Source organism: Sulfitobacter sp. 1A13496 (assembly GCF_043557225.1).
In the GTDB taxonomy this organism is placed as follows: domain Bacteria; phylum Pseudomonadota; class Alphaproteobacteria; order Rhodobacterales; family Rhodobacteraceae; genus Sulfitobacter; species Sulfitobacter faviae.
In genome coordinates this window covers 46,714-66,816 of record NZ_JBIFFP010000008.1, presented here as the reverse complement: position 1 = coordinate 66,816, position 20,103 = coordinate 46,714, and the positions used below count along the sequence as shown (strand labels likewise).

18 protein-coding genes are annotated in these 20,103 nt (G+C 64.6%); 12 read left to right on the top strand and 6 right to left on the bottom strand.

Going from position 1 to position 20,103, the window contains the following annotated elements; all coding sequences use genetic code 11:
• Positions 1-13: 13 nt before the first annotated feature.
• Both ACGYLX_RS16015 and ACGYLX_RS16010 read right to left on the bottom strand, forming a co-directional pair.
• Positions 14-1,495 carry an inorganic phosphate transporter gene (locus ACGYLX_RS16015; RefSeq protein ID WP_067261454.1) on the bottom strand — a complete coding sequence of 494 codons (1,482 nt, stop codon included), beginning with the start codon at positions 1,493-1,495 and terminating at the stop codon, positions 14-16.
• A 159-nt stretch (positions 1,496-1,654) separates the two neighbouring features.
• Complete coding sequence (locus ACGYLX_RS16010; RefSeq protein WP_231886276.1) at positions 1,655-2,083, bottom strand: NUDIX hydrolase; 429 nt, start codon at positions 2,081-2,083, stop codon at positions 1,655-1,657.
• 169 nt (positions 2,084-2,252) lie between these two features.
• Between ACGYLX_RS16010 and gndA the strand changes: the two genes are divergently transcribed.
• Positions 2,253-3,701 carry an NADP-dependent phosphogluconate dehydrogenase gene (gene gndA, locus ACGYLX_RS16005; protein WP_394450870.1) on the top strand — a complete coding sequence of 483 codons (1,449 nt, stop codon included), beginning with the start codon at positions 2,253-2,255 and terminating at the stop codon, positions 3,699-3,701.
• A gap of 176 nt (positions 3,702-3,877) precedes the next feature.
• Here gndA and truA read toward each other — a convergent pair whose 3' ends face one another.
• Positions 3,878-4,651, bottom strand: coding sequence for a tRNA pseudouridine(38-40) synthase TruA (truA, locus tag ACGYLX_RS16000; RefSeq protein WP_394450735.1), 774 nt, complete (start codon positions 4,649-4,651; stop codon positions 3,878-3,880).
• Between the two features lie 89 nt (positions 4,652-4,740).
• Between truA and ACGYLX_RS15995 the strand changes: the two genes are divergently transcribed.
• Genes ACGYLX_RS15995 through ACGYLX_RS15985 form a run of 3 tightly spaced genes read left to right on the top strand, consistent with a single transcriptional unit; the run spans position 4,741 to position 7,633 of the window.
• Positions 4,741-6,168 carry a YcjX family protein gene (locus tag ACGYLX_RS15995; protein ID WP_394450733.1) on the top strand — a complete coding sequence of 476 codons (1,428 nt, stop codon included), beginning with the start codon at positions 4,741-4,743 and terminating at the stop codon, positions 6,166-6,168.
• On the top strand, positions 6,165-6,629 hold the full coding sequence (locus ACGYLX_RS15990) for a GNAT family N-acetyltransferase (RefSeq protein WP_231886446.1): 465 nt from the start codon (positions 6,165-6,167) through the stop codon (positions 6,627-6,629). Before ACGYLX_RS15995 ends, ACGYLX_RS15990 begins: the two co-directional genes overlap by 4 nt.
• Positions 6,629-7,633, top strand: a complete 1,005-nt coding sequence (locus ACGYLX_RS15985) for a YcjF family protein (RefSeq protein ID WP_394450731.1) — start codon at positions 6,629-6,631, stop codon at positions 7,631-7,633. The genes ACGYLX_RS15990 and ACGYLX_RS15985 overlap by 1 nt, the downstream gene beginning before the upstream one ends.
• A 4-nt stretch (positions 7,634-7,637) precedes the next feature.
• On the opposite strand, the gene ACGYLX_RS15980 is transcribed toward ACGYLX_RS15985, so the two are convergent.
• Positions 7,638-8,417 carry a sulfotransferase family protein gene (locus ACGYLX_RS15980; protein ID WP_394450729.1) on the bottom strand — a complete coding sequence of 260 codons (780 nt, stop codon included), beginning with the start codon at positions 8,415-8,417 and terminating at the stop codon, positions 7,638-7,640.
• Positions 8,418-8,569: 152 nt separating this feature from the next.
• Here ACGYLX_RS15980 and ACGYLX_RS15975 point away from each other — a divergent pair, with 152 nt between their 5' ends.
• Genes ACGYLX_RS15975 through ACGYLX_RS15955 form a run of 5 tightly spaced genes read left to right on the top strand, consistent with a single transcriptional unit; the run spans position 8,570 to position 13,844 of the window.
• On the top strand, positions 8,570-10,621 hold the full coding sequence (locus ACGYLX_RS15975; protein ID WP_394450727.1) for an HAD-IIB family hydrolase: 2,052 nt from the start codon (positions 8,570-8,572) through the stop codon (positions 10,619-10,621).
• Entirely contained in the window at positions 10,618-11,775 is a 1,158-nt protein-coding gene (locus tag ACGYLX_RS15970) for a hypothetical protein (protein ID WP_394450726.1), read from the top strand. The genes ACGYLX_RS15975 and ACGYLX_RS15970 overlap by 4 nt, the downstream gene beginning before the upstream one ends.
• Complete coding sequence (locus ACGYLX_RS15965) at positions 11,747-12,325, top strand: glycosyltransferase (RefSeq protein ID WP_394450723.1); 579 nt, start codon at positions 11,747-11,749, stop codon at positions 12,323-12,325. Before ACGYLX_RS15970 ends, ACGYLX_RS15965 begins: the two co-directional genes overlap by 29 nt.
• A gap of 29 nt (positions 12,326-12,354) precedes the next feature.
• The gene (locus ACGYLX_RS15960) at positions 12,355-12,690 is read left to right on the top strand and encodes a hypothetical protein (protein ID WP_394450720.1); all 336 of its coding nucleotides are present in this window, start codon (positions 12,355-12,357) and stop codon (positions 12,688-12,690) included.
• Positions 12,687-13,844 carry a glycosyltransferase gene (locus tag ACGYLX_RS15955; protein WP_394450718.1) on the top strand — a complete coding sequence of 386 codons (1,158 nt, stop codon included), beginning with the start codon at positions 12,687-12,689 and terminating at the stop codon, positions 13,842-13,844. The genes ACGYLX_RS15960 and ACGYLX_RS15955 overlap by 4 nt, the downstream gene beginning before the upstream one ends.
• On the opposite strand, the gene ACGYLX_RS15950 is transcribed toward ACGYLX_RS15955, so the two are convergent.
• Entirely contained in the window at positions 13,841-14,590 is a 750-nt protein-coding gene (locus tag ACGYLX_RS15950; protein WP_394450717.1) for a Crp/Fnr family transcriptional regulator, read from the bottom strand. The two genes, ACGYLX_RS15955 and ACGYLX_RS15950, sit on opposite strands and share 4 nt — an antisense overlap.
• A 372-nt stretch (positions 14,591-14,962) precedes the next feature.
• Between ACGYLX_RS15950 and ileS the strand changes: the two genes are divergently transcribed.
• The gene (ileS, locus tag ACGYLX_RS15945; RefSeq protein ID WP_394450716.1) at positions 14,963-17,884 is read left to right on the top strand and encodes an isoleucine--tRNA ligase; all 2,922 of its coding nucleotides are present in this window, start codon (positions 14,963-14,965) and stop codon (positions 17,882-17,884) included.
• 261 nt (positions 17,885-18,145) lie between these two features.
• Complete coding sequence (locus ACGYLX_RS15940; RefSeq protein WP_394450715.1) at positions 18,146-18,601, top strand: methylated-DNA--[protein]-cysteine S-methyltransferase; 456 nt, start codon at positions 18,146-18,148, stop codon at positions 18,599-18,601.
• Positions 18,602-18,616: 15 nt separating this feature from the next.
• Here the strand turns inward: ACGYLX_RS15940 and ACGYLX_RS15935 are convergent, their stop codons facing one another.
• Entirely contained in the window at positions 18,617-19,312 is a 696-nt protein-coding gene (locus tag ACGYLX_RS15935; RefSeq protein WP_067268016.1) for a phosphatidylcholine/phosphatidylserine synthase, read from the bottom strand.
• Positions 19,313-19,581: 269 nt separating this feature from the next.
• Between ACGYLX_RS15935 and rpmB the strand changes: the two genes are divergently transcribed.
• Positions 19,582-19,881, top strand: coding sequence for a 50S ribosomal protein L28 (gene rpmB, locus ACGYLX_RS15930; protein WP_394450713.1), 300 nt, complete (start codon positions 19,582-19,584; stop codon positions 19,879-19,881).
• The last annotated feature ends 222 nt before the right edge of the window (positions 19,882-20,103 follow it).

The window sequence follows — 20,103 nt, the reverse complement described above, 5'->3', positions numbered from 1 at the left end:
CCCGCGCCTGACCTTAGTTCACAAAGGCGTTGAGCACCCAAAAGACGATGCCAGAGAGCAGCGCCGCTGCGGGCACGGTGATCACCCAAGCCGCGACGATGGTCATGAAATGCGAGCGGCGCACCAGCTTACGGCGGCGGCGCTCTTCCTTGGCGATACGCTTGACCTCACCGGTCTTGGCCCCGATCCGGCGCAGCCGGCGCTCCATATGCCATTCGCGGTAAAAGCCCACGCCAAAGACCCCGCCCACGGCGATATGGGTCGAAGACACGGGCAGGCCCAGCCAGCTTGCCACGATTACGGTGATGGCGGCTGAGAGTGCTACGCAATAGGCGCGCATCGGGTTCAGCTTGGTGATCTGGCTGCCCACCATACGGATCAGTTTCGGGCCAAAGAGGAACAGACCAAAGGAGATGCCGAAGGCCCCGATGATCATCACCCATGTCGGGATGCTGACCTTATCCTCAAAACCGCCGAACTCGGTCGCATGGACGATCGCCGCCAGCGGGCCGACCGCATTGGCCACGTCATTCGCGCCATGGGCAAAGCTGAGAAGCGCGGCAGAGAGGACCAGCGGGAGGCCAAAGAGCGTTTTAACCGAGCGGTTGCGGTTCTCCATCCCTTCCGAGGCGCGGCGGATCAGCGGGGCGGAGATGGCATAGACTACCAGCCCGGTCACAAGCCCGATGATCAGGGCGACCGGCATGTCGATGCTGATGATCTTTTTGAGACCCTTGAGCGCCAGATAGGCGGCAAAGACACCGGCCATTAGCCCCACAAGCACCGGCACCCAAGTGCGCGAAGCAGCGATCTTGTCATCTTGGTAGAGGATGCGCGCCTTGATAAAGGCCAAGAACATCGCCGCCACGGCGCCGCCCAATACGGGCGAGATCACCCAGCTTGCGGCGATCATGCTCATCGAGCTCCAGTTCACCGCGCCAAGGCCCGCTGCTGCGATGCCCGCGCCCATGACGCCGCCGACGACCGAATGGGTGGTCGAGACCGGCGCGCCGACCCATGTGGCAAGGTTGACCCAAAGCGCGGAGGAGACCAGCGCGGCCATCATCGCCCAGATGAAGATGCGCGTGTCCGCGACACTCGCCGGGTCGATGATGCCCTTGGAAATGGTCGAGACGACATCGCCCCCCGCCAGCAAGGCCCCGGCGGATTCGCACAAGGCCGCGATGACGATGGCGCCGCCCATGGTCAGCGCATTGGCGCCGACGGCGGGGCCCATGTTGTTGGCCACGTCATTTGCGCCGATGTTCACCGCCATATAGGCGCCAAAGACCGCCGCGGCGATCACGACAAAGCTGGAGGGCTGCTGCCCGAAGATTACCGCCGCAACGGCACCTGCCACCACGATAAAGGCCAGCGCAATGCCCGGCGCCACGAGGGGGCGGGCGACATAGGTCGCGGCCAGTTCGACTTGCGAAATGCGGTTGAGGTCCTTGTCCAGCGTCTTCCACTGGCTGCCCTGCGGTTCCGTTGCCATTCCTGTATGATCTCCGATCCTAACGTTCAGCGGGGGGTGACATAAGGCTACCGAGGGCGCAAGTCACCCTGTCACAAAATTGTAACATCCCGAAACGGGCAGGGGCGGCAATGGGGCGGGGGGATATGGCACCGGACAGCGGCCCGGTGCCGAAGGGGCTTAATGGAAGGCGGATAAGATTGCTTTAAGATCAGGCTCATCCACGAGTTCCGATGCCTCTTGCGGGGTAAACCACGCGCGTTTGCGCATGCCCGCTTCGGGGTATTCCTCGCTTAGATCGCGGACGCGGGTGAGGTAGACCTGTGTGGTCACGGGCACGGTCAAACCTTCGCCGAGACCCTTGTCATAGTCGAAAATACCCATCGGATCGGATTCGATATCCGCTTTGGTTACCCCGGCCTCTTCCCATGCTTCCTGCAAGGCGGCCCCGGCACCGTCCAACCCGTCGATCGGCCAGCCCTTGGGCAAAATCCAGCGGCCCGTATCGCGGCTGGTGATCAGCAGGACCTTTTTGCCCGCCTCGGTGTCGCGGTAGCACAGGGCGGCAACCTGCACACGGCGGGGACGTTTAAAAATAGGAAGGACCATATCCTCCCATGCGCGTCTAAATACTTGTGTCATTACAGAACTATGCCTCGGTCGGGTGTTTTTCTTGTTATCCGCACATTATATAGTCTTCCCGAACGCAAATCAAACTGCGGCCTGCCGGATTGGCGGGCTTGGCAGTATGACAGGCTAGAAATGAGGCATGATCGTTATGGCAACTGGCACGCAGGCGGACGGGGGCGCAGCACAGGGCGCAGGCGCCGATATCGGAGTATACGGTCTGGGCACCATGGGCTCGGCACTGGCGCTGAACTTGGCCGACAATGGATTTACCGTGGCGGTCAGTAACCGCGAGGCCGATTGGATTGCGCCTTTCCTTGATGAGGCCGGACCGCTGGCCGAGCGCCTGATCGGGACCGAGCGGCTTGAGGATTTCGTCGCCGCCATCGCCCGCCCGCGCAGCATTCTTTTCATGATCCCCTCCGGCGCGCCGGTCGATGCGATGATTGAGGCGATCAAACCGCTGCTGGATGAGGGCGACACTTTGATCGACGGCGGCAACGCCGATTTCCACGACACCCGCCGCCGCAGTGCCGAACTCGAAGGCACGGGGCTGCATTTCGTTGGCATGGGTGTCTCCGGTGGTGAGGCTGGGGCGCGCAATGGCCCGTCGATGATGGTCGGCGGCAGCGCGCATTCCTGGACCCAGTTCAAACCGATGGCCGAGAAGATTGCCGCGCAATTCGAGGGCACGCCTTGCGTGGCGCATCTCGGCCCCGACGGGGCGGGGCATTTTGTCAAAACCGTGCATAACGGCATCGAATATGCCGACATGCAGATGATCGCCGAAGTTTACGGGCTGCTGCGGGATGCTGGCGGGCAGGGCGCGGTGGAGATTGGCAACCTCTTTGCCGACTGGCGCAAAGGGCCGCTGAACTCCTATCTGATCGAAGTCTCGGCCGCGGCGCTTTTGTCGGTCGATACCCAGACCGGTGCGCCGATGGTCGATGTGATCCGCGATCAGGCCGGGCAAAAGGGCACCGGGCGCTGGACCTTGATCGAAGCGCTCAAGATGGGGCAATCGGCCAATACCATCGAAGCCGCCGTCGGCGCGCGCGGTTGGTCGAGCGAGAAGTCTGTGCGCGAAATGGCCGAGCCGCTGTTGCCCGAAGGCGTGCAGGACGCGCCGCTGCCCGAGGTGGCAGATCTGGAGATGGCGCTTTTGGCGGGGCGGATCATCGGCCACGCGCAGGGCTTTCGCATCCTGTCGGCGGCGTCAGAGGAGTTTGGCTGGTCCCTCGACATGGCGCGGATCTCCGAGATTTGGCGGGCAGGCTGCATCATCCGCTCGGCGCTTTTGGACGAGTTTGCCGATGCCTTTCGGGGCGAATTGCCCGGTGGGCATCTGATCCTCGCCCCCGCCATGCGCAAACGCTTGGAAGAGAGCATTCCGGCGCTGCGCCGGGTCGTGGCGGCGGGTGCATTGCTCGGTGTCGCGCTGCCCGCGCTGTCGGCGGCGCTGGCTTGGTATGACAGCATGCGCCGGGCGCGGGGCACGGCGAATATGATCCAAGCGCAGCGCGATTTCTTTGGTGCGCATGGGTTTGAGCGGATCAGCGAAGAGGGAAAATTCCACGGGACGTGGACGCCTCTGCCGTAAGAGGGCTTATAGGTCCGGAAACAAGCCAAAGGCGCCGGACCATCGCCTGCCCGCCCGGTCGGGGAGGCGATTTCGCCAAGGGCGGTGTCCTCTGGGTAACGCGCCCCTAGGCTGCACGATAAAGTGGCATGAACCGACTGAAGCATCGCCACCCCGCGGGCAGGCGATGTTCCGCGTCACGCCTTAGCGAACGGGTCCACCGGATAGCTCACATGCGCCAAATATAACCCCTGCGGCGGGCAGACTGGCCCGCAGGCGGCCCGATCCTTCGCCACAAGTGCTGCACCCATATCCGCCACGCTCCATGACCCCGCGCCGACCCGCTCCAGCGAACCGACGAAACTGCGCACCTGATTGTGCAGAAAGGACCGCGCGCGCACGTCGAAGTGATACTCCGTCCCGGTCATGGTCTCGACCTGCGAAACCTGTAACCGGTCCAGCGTTTTCACCGGGCTTTCCGCCTGACAAACGGTCGAGCGGAAGGTGGTGAAATCATGTTTGCCCACCAAAAGATCCGCCGCCGCCTGCATCGCCGCGACATCCAGCCGATGTTTGATCTGCCAGACCAGCCCCGCTTGATGCACCGCCGGGGCGCGGCGGCTGAGGATGCGGAAGTGGTAGCGCCGCTCAAGCGCCGAAAAGCGGGCGTGAAAATCTTCGGGCGCCAGCACGCAATCGGTGATCGCGATGGGCTGCGGCTTGAGGTGATAGTTCAGCGCCTCGCCCAGCCGGAAGGGCGACCAATCGCGGGCCATGTCGCAATGCGCAACCTGCGCCAGCCCATGCACCCCGGTATCGGTGCGCCCGGCGGCGGCGATGGTGTGGTCAACGGGTTCCAGCTTGGCCAAAGCGGCCTCGATCGCACCTTGCACTGTGGGCTGGTCAACCTGACGCTGCCACCCGTTGAAGGGCGCGCCGTGGTATTCGATTTTCAGGGCATATCTGGGCATGACCGGGGCCTTAGCGCGGGCGGGCGCTTCTGGCAATCCCTGCCTGCCGGCCCTATGTTGAGGCCAAAGAAAGAAGGACGGGCGCAGCTTTGGGTATCACAGGCATTGCCGACGGGATTTGGCGGCAGTTTGAGAATGTCACCGACACGGTGGGCGAGACGTTTTTCGAGCCGGTAATCCGGCTTGGGGTCACGGGGCTTGCGCGTTCGGGCAAGACGGTTTTCATCACCTCGCTGGTGGCCAACCTGCTGGACCGGGGGCGGATGCCGGGGCTGCTCGCGGCCTCTGAGGGGCGGATCGAGGCGGCGTTTCTGCAGCCCCAGCCCGACGATACCGTGCCCCGGTTCGAGTATGAGACCCACCTCGCCGCGCTGACCGGAAAGACGCCCCATTGGCCCGAAAGCACGCGGGCGATTTCGGAACTGCGGCTCTCGCTCAAGGTGCGGCCCAATGGGTTGCTGGCGGGGTTTCAAGGGCCGCGCACCCTGCATCTGGATATCGTGGATTACCCCGGCGAATGGCTGCTGGATCTGGCGCTGATGGATGTCACCTACACCGAATGGTCGGCGCAGGTCATTGAACGCATCGCGTCGCGTGAAGAGGCGGCGGGCTACCGCGCGCTGGCCGAGCAGACCGACCCCCATGCCGAGTTGGAGGAAACCACCGCCCGCAGGCTTGCCGACAGCTTTGCCGACTATCTGCAAACCGCCCGCGCCAATGGCTATTCCGACTGCACGCCGGGGCGCTTTTTGCTGCCCGGTGATCTCGCCGGATCGCCGGTGCTGACCTTCGCGCCGCTGCCGGGATCGGAAGGCGCGCCGCGCAAATCGCTGATCCGCGAAATGGCGCGGCGGTTCGAAGCCTATAAGAAACAGGTGGTGCAGCCCTTCTTTCGCGATCACTTTTCACGGATCGACCGGCAAGTGGTGCTGGTCGACGCACTTGGCGCCATCCACCAAGGGCCGCAGGCGGTCGAAGACCTGCGCGGCGCGATGGCCGATATTCTGGGCGCCTTCCGGCCGGGGACGAACAACTTTTTGACGACGCTGCTGCGTGGCAAACGCGTGGAGAAAATCCTCTTTGCCGCCACCAAATCCGACCATCTGCACCACAGCCAGCATCCGCGACTGAGCGGCATCATGCAGGCGCTGATCCGTGAGGCGCGGGACCGGGCGCAATATGCGGGCGCGGGCACGCGGGCCATGGCGATCGCCAGCCTGCGCGCCACGACCGAGGACGTGATGACCCATGGCGGAGAGCCGCTCGACGTGGTGCGCGGGACGCTCTTGAACGACGATGAAACGCGCGGGCGGCAGGCGGCTTTTTACCCCGGTGAACTGCCCGAGGATCCGGCGCATCTGCTGACCCCCGCGCGGCAGGGTGCGCAGGAGTGGCTGGGGGCGGACTATCAGATTATGCGCTTCGCCCCGGCGGTGCTGGACCTGCGCCCCGGCGACGGGCCGCCACATATCCGGCTTGACCGCGCGGCGGAATTCCTGATCGGGGACCGGCTGTGAGCGCGGTTGTGACAGGCCCGGCCACCCTGCGCCCGGCCCAGCCCCTCGACGCAGGCGCCGTGGGCGGCATCATGAGCGATTTCGCCCGTGACACCGCTTGGTTGCCGCGCATTCATACCGGTGCCGAGGATATCGCCCATGCGGATGCGATGATCGCCCGGGGCTGGGTCACGGTGGCCGAGCGGGAGGGCCGCGTGGCCGGTTTCGCGGCCTGCGAGGGCGGCGCATTGGATGCGCTATTCGTGGCGCAATCGGCGCGGGGGCAGGGCATCGGCTCGGCGCTTTTGGGCGCGTTAAAGACGCGGCATAAATCGCTGACCTGCTGGACCTTTCAGGCCAATGCCCGGGCCATCGCCTTCTACCGCCAACACGGGTTTGCCGAGACCGCGCGCAGCGATGGCAGCGCCAATGACGAAGGGCTGCCCGATTTGACATTGCACTGGCAAAGGGAGGCCGCCTGATGGCCCGCGGACCGATCCTGTTCGACCTTGAAGAAGACACCAAGCCGCAGCCCTCGGTCGCCGATGCGCCCGCCGTGCCCGAGTTGGACGTCGAGGCGCCGCCGCCCAAGGGGCAAGCGATGCAGATCGCCGCCCGGCTTGCCACGCGCAAACCGTCGCGCTTGGTGCGGCTGTTCTGGGCGCTGGCGGGGGCATTGGTCACCGCACTGGTGTCGATCGCGGCTTGGACCTTCGTGACCGACCTGATGGCGCGCTACCCGCTGCTGGGTTGGGCTATGACGCTGCTGATCGGGGCGTTCCTGCTGGTGCTGCTCTTGCTGTCGCTGCGCGAGATGGCGGCCTTCGGACGGCTCGCGCGGCTCGACGGGCTGCGCCATGACGCGGGCGAAGCGTTGGCGCAGGGGGATCTGACCGCCGCGCGCAGCGTCACGGACCGGCTTGAGGCGCTTTACAAGCATCGTGAGGATACCCGCTGGGGCCGCGACCGGCTGACGGAGCTGCGGGGCGATCAATTCGATGCCGAAGCGCTTCTGGGGCTGGCCGAGAGCGAGGTTCTGGCCCCGCTGGACCGTGCCGCCACCCGCGAGGTCGAAGCCGCGGCCCGGCAGGTCGCCGCCGTGACCGCGCTGGTGCCTCTGGCGCTGGCCGATGTCGCCGCAGCTCTTAGCAGCAACCTGCGGATGATCCGACGCATTGCCGAAATCTATGGCGGGCGCTCGGGCTTTTTTGGCTCGTGGCGGCTGACCCGCGCGGTGCTGTCGCATCTGGTGGCGACGGGCGCCGTGGCCGTGGGGGATGATCTGATCGAGCCGCTCTTGGGCGGGTCCATCGTCGCCAAGCTAAGCCGCCGTTTCGGCGAGGGGCTGGTGAATGGGGCGCTGACCGCGCGTGTTGGCGTGGCCGCGATCGAGGTTTGCCGCCCGCTGCCCTTTGCCCGCGAAAAACGCCCCGGCGTGCGGGGCATCATCAAACGCGCGCTGACCGGGGTGCTCGGCGAGGGTTAACCGATCAGGCCGCCTCGACCGCCTCGCGCACAGCGCGCAGGGGGTGCTGGATCAGGCCGGGCCAAGGCGAGGCCTGCAACCCGGGGGCATAGCCCCACCGCGCGGCCTCTGCCGCCTGTGCCTTCGTCATCTGCGTGACCCCGGCGTAGGTCTGGTTTCCATCCGCGATGCCTTCGGGCAATGCCGCGTCAGGCAGATCGACGAAACGCACGATCCGGCGCAGGGCGCGGGGGGCGTCGGCGACGATATCCTCGTAGCGCAGAACCATCACCGCATGCAGATAGGGCAGGTCATCCAGCATCTGCGCCTGCGCCGCGATCCAATGATCGATCAACGCCTGCGCCGGCGCATCTACCCATGACGCGACCGAGGCGGCGACAGCCTCGGGGTGGCGCAGGACGACGATGAATTGCGACATCGGAAAAAGTTGCTGCATCAGCCGCATGCGGGTCAGGTTCACCGGCGACTTCTCAACCCGCCATTGCAGGTCCGGAGCAAACCACGGCGCCCAGTCCTGCGCCAGCCGGGTCTTCGTCTCCAAACTGTTGAGCGGATGCGCCTCGGTCAGATGTTCCTCGGGGTTGGTCGCGAAATGCATGGGCCGCCCGGATTGCGCCGTATGGGGGATGGCCCCTTGCAGGTAGACCCCCTCATTCTCGGGCGCCGACGATCCGGTGATGCCGCCCGCGCCGGGCAGGGCATTGGCCAAGCGGTTGACCAGCGAGGTGCCAGAGCGGTGCAGCCCGCCGATGAACAGGTAGCGCGGGGGGATTTCTGAGGGCATCACGACGGCTCTGATTGGGGGAGAGAGAGGCGGGGTTCAATGGCAGGAAGCTAGGACGTCCAACCCCGCTGTCCAGCGATGTATGCATTAACATTTGTTATCGGAACGGATGGGCCGTGAGGGGGGTCACCCCTCCATAAGGAGACCCATTCATGTTCATTTGTCACATTGCCCTCGGGGGCTGCCTCACGGCGCCGTCTGTCAACTATGGCGTGACCGAAGATACCGGCGGTCACATCGCCTATATCTTGGGGGCGGCCCGCGCGCAGGCGGCGCGGGGCGATGTGGATGCGGTGCAGATCGTGACCCGTGCTTTCGATGAACCGAGCCTTGGTGCCGTGCATGCCCAGACCGAGCAGCAGGTCAGCCGCAGCCTGTCGATCCGGCGGCTCTGGACGGCGGAGCGGGGGTATCTGAGCAAGGAAAACCTCGCCGCGGAAATCCCCGCGCTGGTTGAGGCGTTCCTTGAGGACTTGGCGCAGGCCAAACGGTTGCCGGATGTGATCCACGCGCATTTCGCCGATGCGGCGCAATTGGCGCTGGCGGCGCGTGCTCGGTTCGGCATTCCGGTGATCTATACCCCCCATTCGCTGGCTTTGAGCAAGTCAGGAACTAAGGTGGACGCCGCGCGGGTGTCGGCGGAGCGCCACGCGCTGTTGGAGGCCGATGCGGTGGTGCTTTCCTCGCGCGATGAGGCCGAGGTGCAGGTCGCGGCCTATGGGGCGGATGCGCAGGCGCGGGTGCACCGGGTCTCTCCGGGCGTGTCGCTGCGCCGCCCGGCTGAGGCGGGGGCGGGCCGTGCGCTATTGGCCGATCAGTTGAGCGACCCCGACCGCCCCACGCTGCTCGCCGTGGCACGCCCCGTGGCCCGCAAGAACCTTGCGACCTTGGCGCGGGTCTATGCGCAAAGCCCCGCTTTGCAGGCGCGGGCGAACCTTGTGATCCTCGCCGGCCAGCATGGCGATGCGCTACAGGCGAATGCAGAAGCCCGTGCGGAGCTGATCCGCCTGCGGGAGACGTTGGAGGTGCCGGAACTTCGCGGAAAAGTGGCGCTGCCGCCAAGCCATACGCAGGGCGATGTGGCGGCCCTCTATGACCGCGCGGCGCAGACCGGTGGGGTTTTTGTTAACCTCGCACTGCATGAGCCCTTTGGCCTGACCATGTTGGAGGCGGCATCGCATGGCCTGCCAGTGGTGGCCACGCGCGAAGGCGGCCCTGCCGATATCGTGGCGGACCTTGGCCATGGTCTCTGCGTGCCGCCGCGTGACATGGATGCGATTGAAGCGGCGCTGTTGAAGCTGTTGGACGATCGCGCATTCTGGTCCGAGGCATCTGAGGCCGGGCGCGCCCATGTCGGGCGCTACGACTGGTCGAAATGGGCCGAGGACGTGCAGCACCTCTGCGAAGATATCCGCCACGCCGCGCCGGTGACGACGTCTGCGCCGGTCCTGCTGGCCAGCGATATCGACAACACGTTGACGGGCTGCGCGCCATCCGCTGCCCTGTTCAACGCATGGATCGCCCGCGACCGCCCGCTTTTTGCCGTGGCCACGGGCCGCAGCCTGCCGGAAGCCCGCCGTATCCTGCGCGATTGGAACCTGCCCAGCCCGCGCGTCTTTATCACCTCTGTCGGGACCGAGGTCTATCTGCCCGATGCCGAGGGGCGGCTGTGTCTGGATGAGCGTTTTGCCCAAAAGCTCGACGCCGGATGGGACCGTGCCCGGGTGGAGCGGGCGCTGAAGGACTTCGGCTTTAACTGGCAAGCGCCGGTTGAGCAGCGGCGGTGGAAGCTCAGCGGTTTTGGTGACATGCGCACCGCGCGCCGGTTGGAGCGGCATCTGGCGCGGCGCGGTGCTGCGGCGCAGATCGTGGCCTCGCATGGGCGGCTGATCGATGTTCTACCCTTGGCGGCGGGCAAGGGGCCTGCGGTCTGTGCCGCCGCGCGGCGGTTGGGCATGCCGATGGACCGGGTTGTCGTGGCCGGGGACAGCGGCAATGATTTCGACATGTTGCAGGCGGTAGAGGATGGACCGGGTCGGGGCATCTTGGTCGGCAACGCGATGGACGGGCTCCGAGAACGCCTGAGCGGCAGACGGCTCTACCACGCCCGCGCCGCCCATGCGGCTGGGGTCTTGGAGGGGTTGGAAACCTTCGGCTTCGCCCTCAACGCGATGGAGCCGCCGGTGAAGATGGTGGCGCAATGACGCGGCCCATCGGTTACTTCGTCCATCATCAGGGGCGCGGCCATGCGGAGCGCTGCGCTGCGGTCGTCAACGCGCTGCCCGAGAGCCAGCCGGTGACCGTCTTCTGCGCGAAACCGGACATATTCCCCGCGTTCACCCGGGCGGTGGAGGTCATCACCCTGCCATCGCTTTTCGAGGCGACCGGGGCCGAGGACATCAACGACACCACCAACGCGCCGGATACGGTGCATTGCGCGCCGCTTGGCTGGCCCGGCATCCGGCAGGCCATGGCACAACTGGCCGCTTGGTTCGCCAGCGCCAATCCGGTGCTGATGATCAGCGATGTCTCGGCTGAGGTGGCGCAGCTTGCGCGGATCTGTTCGGTGCCGCATGTGAAGGTGCTGCAACACGGCCAGCGCGGTGATCCGGGGCATCAGGCGGCCTATGACGGGGCGGTTGGGTTGCTTTGTCCCGCCGCCAAGGCGCTGGCGCAGCCGGACTGGCCCGCGCGGCATATGGCCAAGACGCATTTCGCCGGGGGCTTGGGCGTCGATGTGAAACGCCCCGATCCGGCGCGGCGGGACAGGTTGCGCGAGAGGCTTGGCGTCGGGCCAGAGCAGCGCATGGTGCTGGTCATGTCGGGCGGGGGCGGCACGGGTTTCGCCTCTGCCCCCTTCGGCATCGCGGCGCGGGCGATGCCCGAGACGGCTTTCATCACCATCGGGCGCATGGCACGCGATTGGCATGCCACCGAACCCGCCAACCTGCACCATCACGGCTGGGTCGATAACGCGGCGGATTATCTGGCGGCGGCGGATATGATCGTGGCCTCGACCGGGAACACCACCTGCCACCAGATCCTAGCGGCAGAGACCCCGTGGCTCGCCGTGCAGGAGTGGCGCTATTTCGACGAACAGGTCGAAAAGGCCGAAGCGCTGGCGCGGGCGGGGGCGGCGCATCACCTGCCGCATTTCCCGTCTTCCGCCGCGGCATGGCGCCGCGCGATCCAAGATACCTTCGATGCCCATGACCCCGCCCTGCAGAAGGCCTTGGTCAATGAGGATGCCGCCAGAGAGACGGCCAATTGGCTGATCGGCCTGACCGACCAGCTGCTATCAGAAACACCCAAAGATACCGGAGACTTACATGACGTCGTTCACCCCATCCGTGCCTGAGAATACCACAGTTAGCGCGCTGACGCTCGCGCGGGGACGGGCGGCGCATCTGCGCAATGTGATCCTTGGCCTGACCCGACAGACCCGGCAGCCGGATGAGCTGGTGATCGGGGTCATGCAGGACAGGCTTTACGACGACCTGCCGCAGACCGATTTCCCGATCCGGCAGGTTCAGGTGACGGGCAATGAACTGCCCCTCTCACGCGCGCGCAATACCGTCGCGGCAGAGGCCAAGGGCGACTGTCTGGTCTTTCTCGACGTGGATTGCATTCCGGCGCCGGAGCTGATCGCCGACTATATGGGCTATGTGGTGCCGGGCAACGGGCTGATCATGGGCGAGGTCAACTACCTCCCCGCAGGCACGGCCACCGAAGGTTGGAGCTATCCGAAGTTGGAGGCCGTTGCCGTGCGCCATTCCGACCGTCAGGGGCCGCCCGCCGAAGGGCTGAAACGCTGCAACGATTACCGCTGTTTCTGGTCGCTCAACTTTGCCATCCACCGCGAAGATTGGGACCGCTCCGGCGGCTTTGACGAGCGTTTCACCGGCTAGGGGGGGAGGATACGGACTTTGGCCGAGAGTTGGACGAGCGCGGCGTGCCGATCCACTGGGCGAAGGGCGCGAAGGTCTTTCACCAGCATCACCCGCATTGCATGCCGCCGATCCACCACATCCCCTCGATCCTGCGCAATACCGAGATTTTCGCCGATAAATGGGGCCATCGCACCATGAACCACTGGCTCACCGCCTTTCGCCTGATGGGGCTGGTGGGGAGCGACGGTGACGCGCTGGTGCAGCTGCGCGAGCCGGATGCGGATGATTTCGCGCTTTGCGAGCAGCAGTCAGACCAGCCTTACGCCAATACCGCGAGGGTGCTGCGCTATCTGCGCGGCGAAGAGCGGATCGCGGCGGAATGACCCTGCGCATCGCCATCGTCGGCCATATTCGCCACCCCATCGCCGCCCCCTTCAAGGGCGGGATGGAGGCGTTTACCCACGGTCTTGCCCGGATCTTGGCCGAGCGCGGGCATGAGGTGACCCTATTGGCCAGCGAAGACAGCGCGGCGAGCCTGCCGCCGGGGGTGAAGCTGCTGCCGATCTGTGACGCGCATTATGATGCGCGTTTTCCATGGCATGACTTTCACGGCACCGACGCGCTGAACGACCACCTCGACGCCTGCTATGCCCGCGCCGCGCGGCTCTTGCTGGAGGGCGGCTTTGACGTGGTGCACAACAACGCGCTGCACCGCTTCCTGCCGCGCCTGTCGCGGGCGGAGCGGCTGCCGATGGTGACCTCGCTGCATATCCCGCCGTTCAAAGTGCTGCGGGGCGCGCTGATGGATGGGGCGGCGCCATGGCATCTGTCCTCTGTCGTCTCGGCCCGGCAACGCGGCATCTGGTGGCCCGAGGGCGCGCCCGACACGGCGCATGTGGTGCACAACGGGATTGACCTTGACGAATGGCCACAAGGCGGGCCGGGAGATGGCAGCGCCGTTTGGGCGGGGCGGATCACCCCGACCAAGGGCACCCATCTGGCGGCGGAGGCGGCGCAGATCGCAGGGGTGCCCCTGCGCATCTATGGCGTGGTCGAGCATCAGGATTACTTTAACGATATGGTCAGACCGCATCTTTATGGCGATGTGGCATATGTCGGGCATCTGGAAACGGCGGCGCTTGGGGCGGCCTATGGGCGGGCTTCGGCGGCTCTTTTCACCCCGCAGTGGGAAGAACCCTTTGGCCTCGCCGCGGTGGAAGCGATGGCGACGGGCCTGCCTGTTGCCGCGACCCCGCATGGCGCGGTTGAGGAGGTGCTTGGCGAGGCGGGTGTCATCGCGGCGGAGGATAGCGCGACTGCCTTGGCGCAGGCCTTGCTGCAGGCGCGCGATATCCCCGCCGAAGTGCCCCGCGCCCGTGTGGCACGGTTTTTTGATGCGCAGGCGATGGTGACGGAGTTCGAACGGCTCTATCACGCGGCTCGGGCGCAGAGGGATGTCGCGCTGCCGCGTAAAACCTATCCGGCGATTGCTTTGCAGGTAGAGCGTGCGCCCCAGTCTCTGGCAGAGGCGGGCTAAAGCGCCGCTTCGGCTTGGGGCATATAGAGGTAGGCAGGCTCGAACTGGCCGACCTTATGCAGCCCCGCGCGGTCGTGGATCAGCAGTTTGCCGCCCGTCACGGCGCAGCAGCCATGTTCGCGCAGCTCACGCAGGGTGCGGCTGACATGGACCGAGGTGAGGCCGGTGGCATCGGCGATATCGGTCTGGCGCAGGCTGAAGGGCAGGCTCTGACGCTCCATCCCATACGCAGCGGTCATGCGGGCATCGAATTCGCTCAGGAAATTCGCCACCCGGGCCAGCGCACGCATGGCGCTGTTGCGCATCACCCAATGGCGGTGGATGGAGGCATCGACCAAGGTCATCAGCCAGAGCTTCCGGGCCATCTCGACATCGCCATTGAGCAACTCGCGCAGCGGCTCATGCGAGATGATGGCGACATGGGTATCGGTCAGCGAGATCACATCATGGTCGAGTTGCTTCAGCGGGAAGGCGTGCAGATCGACAAACTCACCGGGGAATTGGAGGGCGACGAAGGTGCTGCGGGCACGCTGTCCGCGCGGCACGCTGCGGGCGATCAACCCATCGAGCAGCAACAGGCTGTGATCCAGAAAATCACCCCTGCGGCTGATCACGGTTCCGGGCGTGAAACGCTTGTGATGGGTCATCAGCGGGGCAAGTTTGGCCCATTGCGCGCCGCTCAGATGGTCGACCATGCCCGACGGTTTTACGACCATATCGTGATAAAAGGTGTCTTTGATGGTCACACGCAGGTCTTTCTGCCCATTAGAATTGTCGCGGGTTCCCCAAAACGGAGCCCGCGGAAATAAAGCTTTGTCGAATACCTTATGATGCTGTTTTCGCCGAAAAATTCAAGCGAAGGCCGGGGATCATAAAAAATGTTAAGTCCGGCGGGCGGCGACTCTGGCAGTGTTTTCAGCCCGATTGTCGCGCGTCTTCCGGGGCTTGTCGGGGCAGGGGGGGCTGTTTATAAGCGGGCCCATGACACGCCTCACCGCGATCATTATTCGAATTATATTCCCGGCGCTCTAAGCAGTTGAGACGCCGGGCCGAGGTGCTTGAGCCATTCGCACCGACCGAGATTGAATAACCCCCCAAATGCCTAGAGGACGCCCCCCATGTGCGCCGAGACCCCCGACTACAAAGCCACGCTGAACCTGCCCAAAACCGATTTCCCGATGCGCGCCGGACTGCCCAAGCGCGAGCCCGGCTGGCTGGAGCGTTGGGAAAAGATCGGCGTCTATGACCGCCTGCGCGAGAAAGAGGGGCGGGAGCCTTTCACCCTGCATGACGGCCCGCCTTATGCCAACGGTAACCTGCACATCGGCCACGCGCTGAACAAGACGATCAAGGACATGATCGTGCGCTCCCACCAGATGATGGGCTATGACGCGCGCTACATCCCCGGTTGGGACTGCCACGGCCTGCCGATCGAGTGGAAGATCGAAGAGCAGTACCGCAAGAAGGGCCGCGACAAGGATCAGGTGCCGATCAACGAATTCCGCGCTGAATGCCGCGACTTCGCCGCCAAATGGGTCGACGTGCAGCGCGAGGAGTTCAAGCGGCTCGGCATCACCGGCAACTGGGAAAATCCCTATCTGACCATGGACTTCCATGCCGAGCGGGTGATCGCCGAGGAATTCATGAAGTTCCTGATGAACGGTACGCTCTATCAGGGCTCCAAGCCCGTGATGTGGTCGCCTGTCGAGAAGACTGCGCTGGCCGAGGCCGAGGTCGAGTATCACGACAAGGAAAGCTTCACCGTCTGGGTGAAGTTCAACGTCGTGGGCACCGACAGCGAGTTGGACGGCGCCAAGGTGGTAATCTGGACCACCACGCCTTGGACCATGCCCTCGAACAAGGCCGTGGTCTACGGCGAGGGCATCTCCTACGGCCTTTACGAGGTCACGGGCACGCCCGAGGAATGCTGGGCCAATGTCGGCGATCGTTACCTCCTGGCCGACGATCTGGCCGCCGACGTGCTGGGCCGGGCGCGGCTGGAAGATGGCATGTGGCGCCGGGTGCGCGGCGTGAGCAATGATGAGTTGGCCAAGATTTCGCTTCAGCACCCGCTGGCCGGGGCCGAAGGGGCAAACGGCGAATGGGACGATCTGCGCGATTTCCGTGCCGCCGATTTCGTGACCTCGGACGAGGGCACGGGCTTTGTGCATTGCGCGCCCTCGCACGGTCTGGAGGAATACGAGCTCTACCGCGATCTCGGCATGCTGCCGCAGGTCATCACCTACAACGTCATGGAAGATGGCCGCTTCCGCGACGATCTGCCCTTCTTCGGTGGCAAGGCGATCCTCAAGCCGAACGGCAAAGAGGGCAACGCCAACAGCGCCATCATCGACAAGCTGGTGGAGGTCGGCGGGTTGCTGGCGCGCGGCAAGATTAAACACAGCTATCCGCACAGCTGGCGCTCCAAGGCGCCGGTGATCTATCGCAATACGCCGCAGTGGTTCGCCGCCATCGACAAGGAGGTGGGCGACGGTCTGGACCAGAACGGCACAACCATCCGTGAGCGTGCGCTCACTTGTATCGACAAGGTTAACTGGGTGCCGAAATCCGGCCGCAACCGCCTGCATTCGATGATGGAGGCGCGGCCCGACTGGGTGCTGAGCCGCCAGCGCGCCTGGGGCGTGCCGCTGACCTGCTTCGTGCGCAAGGGCGTGGCGCCCACGGACGAGAACTTCCTACTGCGCAACGACGCGGTGAACCAGCGCATCGTCGAGGCTTTCGAGGCCGAGGGGGCAGACGCTTGGTATGCCGAAGGCGCGAAGGAGCGGTTCCTTTCGGGCATCGTCGACCCGGCGGAGTTCGATCAGGTGACCGACATCCTCGACGTCTGGTTCGACAGCGGCTCAACCCATGCCTTCACCCTGCGCGACCGCGAAGACGGGACGGAGGACGGCATCGCCGATGTCTACATGGAAGGCACCGACCAGCACCGTGGCTGGTTCCATTCCTCGCTGTTGCAATCCGTCGGCACCACGGGCCGCGCGCCTTACCGCAACGTGGTGACCCATGGGTTTACGCTGGATGCCAAGGGCATGAAGATGTCCAAGTCCATCGGCAACACCATCGTGCCCGAGAAGATCGTGCAGCAGTATGGCGCCGATATCCTGCGGCTCTGGGTGGCGCAGACCGATTACACCGCCGACCAGCGCATCGGGGACGAGATCCTCAAGGGCGTGGCCGACAGCTATCGCCGCTTGCGCAACACCATGCGCTACATGCTGGGCGCGCTGAGTGACTTTTCCGAGGCGGACCGCGTGGACCCGGCGGAGATGCCGGAACTTGAGCAGTGGGTGCTGCACCGGGTGGCGGAACTCGACAAGGTGGTGCGCGACGGTTTTGCGCGTTTCGACTTCCAAGGCGTGTTCCAAGCGGTCTTCACCTTTGCCACCGTCGATCTTTCGGCCTTCTACTTCGACATCCGCAAAGACGCGCTTTACTGCGATGGCGACACCCTGCGCCGCCGCGCGGCGCGGACGGTGCTGGATATCCTCTTCCACCGTCTGACCACATGGCTGGCCCCGGTGCTGGTCTTCACCATGGAAGAAGTCTGGCTGGAGCGCTTCCCGGGCGACGACTCCTCGGTGCATCTGGTCGACATGCCCGAGACGCCCGAAGCATGGTTGAACCCGGAACTGGCGGCGAAATGGGCCAAGGTCCGCGCCGCGCGCCGGGTGGTGACCGCAGCGCTCGAAGTGCAGCGGACCGAGAAGGTCATCGGCGCCTCGCTCGAGGCGGCCCCCGTGGTACATGTCGACGATGCAGCGCAGCGGGAGGCGTTGGAGAGCGTGTCCTTCGAGGATGTCAGCATCACCTCCGACATCACCGTGACCGGCGATCCGGCACCTGCCGAGGCTTTCCGCATGCCCGAGACCGATGGCGTGGCCGTGGTGTTCGAAAAGGCCGAAGGCGCGAAATGCGAGCGCTGCTGGAAGGTGCTGCCGGATGTCGGCACGCATGAATATCCCGGCGTCTGCGGGCGCTGTGATGAGGCGGTGCGTGAGGCATCGGCGGAAGCCTGAGGCGTTTTCAGTGAGTGATCAAACGGGCGTCGGGAAAACCGGCGCCCGTTTTTTTTGTCAGGTCGCCGATGCCCCGCCCGTGGGAACCACGGGCATCGCCCTCCCTCCCCCCCCGGAGGGCGATTTTGCAGCGTTTGCGCGCATTGCTTGGTCAGCGTCTCACGCGCCTATCTGCCCGCCGGATAGGTCGTATCGCCCCCCAGGGAGGGCGATGCCCTCAGCACTCTTTCGCAGGCGTTATTTCTGGCGCAGAGTAGGGCGATGAAACAGGCCTCTCTCTCCACGCCCTTCGGCGATCTGATCGTCACTGAAGAAGACGGTTCGATCACGGCGCTCGGCTGGGGGCAGGCGGCGGGGCAAGACCGCTCGGTGCTGCTCGACACCGCACTGCGCCAACTTAACGAATACGCCATAGGCCAACGTCAGCACTTTGACCTGCCGCTGCGCGTCACCGGCAGCGATTTCCAGCGCGCGGTCTGCGCCGCCATCGCGGCCATTCCCTTCGGCCACACCCGCACCTACGGCGAGATCGCCCGTGACCTCGGCGTGCCAGCGCAGGCCGTGGGTGGGGCCTGTGGCGGCAATCCGATCCCGATCCTCATCCCCTGCCACCGCGTCATGGGTGCCAAGGGGCTCACTGGCTTCAGCGGCGCGGGCGGGGTCGAGACCAAGGTCGCCCTGCTGCGCCATGAAGGCGCGGCGGGACTGTTGATTTGAGGAGCTAAGGCGGGATCAGTCGTCGCCCGAAGGGATCAATTGCTGCGCGGCACCGGCGCAGATCAGGTAGACCGAGGTGATCACCAGACCCCAATGCGCCCAGCTTTCGGGGTGGAAGTTCACCCAAGCGGACCAGCCCGCGAAAAAGGTCCAAGCCAGCGCCATGGGCAGCGTCACGGGACGCCAGCGCTCGGTCCGGACGGGGTGGACGAATTTGATTGGCAGAAACATCGCTGCGGCAAGGATCGTGACCACGATCAGGCTGATCCACCACTCGGGCTGCAAGGCAAAGAGCACCAGCACCAGCATGTTCCAGCAGCCGGGGAAACCTTTAAAGGAGTTATCCTTTGTTTTCATGCGCGTGTCAGAGAAATACATGACACTGGCGAAGGTGATGATGATGATCATCGCCCAACCGCTCCAGCCATCCATCAGCCCCGAGGTAAAGAGCGCGAAGGCCGGGATGAAGACATAAGTCAGATAATCGATGATCAGATCCATCAAGACGCCATCGAACTCAGGCGCGTTGGTCTTCACGTCATATTTGCGCGCCAGCGGCCCGTCGATGCCATCGACGAAAAAGGCGATCACCAGCCACAGGAACATGAGGTCCCATTTCTCTTCCACGGCGGCGAGCATGGCGAGCATCGCCAGCACTGCTCCGGTGGCAGTGAAAAGGTGAACGAAGAGGGCGCGCATCTGTATGGTCATGCGTCTGCATCGCAAATCCGCCGAGGGGATGCAAAGGAAACTCTGGCCCGGATGGCAAAAACCAGCGTAGCGGGGGCAGGGCGGGGCAGCTATGCTTGACGCGATCGGCGGCGGGCGCAGGAAATATGGCCAAGTCCCGCGCACCGGGTTGACGGCTACTGCGATTCCCCTTAAAGCCAGCGAACCAATTCAGGGTCGGCTCTGCGCGGCCCCCACGTTATGTGTGTTTCCGGATCGCTGGAAAGACACAACAGCAAAAGGATGAACCCATGTCGCGCCGTTGCGAATTGACCGGAAGAGGCCCGATGACGGGCAACAACGTAAGCCACGCCAACAACCGTACACGCCGTCGGTTCCTGCCGAACCTCAACGACGTGTCGTTGCAGTCCGAAGCACTGGGCCGCGCGTTCAAGCTGCGCATCTCTGCCGCAGCCCTGCGCAGCGTTGACCACCGTGGTGGTCTGGACAAGTTCCTGGCAAAAGCCAAAGATGTTGAACTGTCCGACAACGCGTTGAAAATCAAAAAGGCCATCGCGAAATCCAGCGCGACAGCCGATGTGCTGAGCTAAGGCTTACCGCATAGAGATTGGGGCCTCGATCCGAAAGGATCGGGGCCTTTTTCGTTTTGGGCTTAGGGTTTTGTTAGGGTTTCCTGCCTATCAGGGGCTAGGGCCGTGGCGGCCCGGGGTAATTTTCTTGCGCAGGGGCATGTTTTAATTCGGGAAACCTTGGAAATGCGCGCTAATTGATCTTCCGACAATTGTTGTTCTGACCATGCTACCTGCCGAGCG

Bases quoted from the DNA above. Each gene is read 5' to 3' on its own strand.
- ACGYLX_RS16015 (WP_067261454.1), bottom strand. From the start codon at position 1,495: ATGGCAACGGAACCGCAGGGCAGCCAGTGGAAGACGCTGGACAAGGAC.
- ACGYLX_RS16010 (WP_231886276.1), bottom strand. From the start codon at position 2,083: ATGGTCCTTCCTATTTTTAAACGTCCCCGCCGTGTGCAGGTTGCCGCC.
- gndA (WP_394450870.1), top strand. From the start codon at position 2,253: ATGGCAACTGGCACGCAGGCGGACGGGGGCGCAGCACAGGGCGCAGGC.
- truA (WP_394450735.1), bottom strand. From the start codon at position 4,651: ATGCCCAGATATGCCCTGAAAATCGAATACCACGGCGCGCCCTTCAAC.
- ACGYLX_RS15985 (WP_394450731.1), top strand. From the start codon at position 6,629: ATGGCCCGCGGACCGATCCTGTTCGACCTTGAAGAAGACACCAAGCCG.
- ACGYLX_RS15980 (WP_394450729.1), bottom strand. From the start codon at position 8,417: ATGCCCTCAGAAATCCCCCCGCGCTACCTGTTCATCGGCGGGCTGCAC.
- ACGYLX_RS15975 (WP_394450727.1), top strand. From the start codon at position 8,570: ATGTTCATTTGTCACATTGCCCTCGGGGGCTGCCTCACGGCGCCGTCT.
- ACGYLX_RS15970 (WP_394450726.1), top strand. From the start codon at position 10,618: ATGACGCGGCCCATCGGTTACTTCGTCCATCATCAGGGGCGCGGCCAT.
- ACGYLX_RS15965 (WP_394450723.1), top strand. From the start codon at position 11,747: ATGACGTCGTTCACCCCATCCGTGCCTGAGAATACCACAGTTAGCGCG.
- ACGYLX_RS15955 (WP_394450718.1), top strand. From the start codon at position 12,687: ATGACCCTGCGCATCGCCATCGTCGGCCATATTCGCCACCCCATCGCC.
- ileS (WP_394450716.1), top strand. From the start codon at position 14,963: ATGTGCGCCGAGACCCCCGACTACAAAGCCACGCTGAACCTGCCCAAA.
- ACGYLX_RS15940 (WP_394450715.1), top strand. From the start codon at position 18,146: ATGAAACAGGCCTCTCTCTCCACGCCCTTCGGCGATCTGATCGTCACT.
- ACGYLX_RS15935 (WP_067268016.1), bottom strand. From the start codon at position 19,312: ATGACCATACAGATGCGCGCCCTCTTCGTTCACCTTTTCACTGCCACC.
- rpmB (WP_394450713.1), top strand. From the start codon at position 19,582: ATGTCGCGCCGTTGCGAATTGACCGGAAGAGGCCCGATGACGGGCAAC.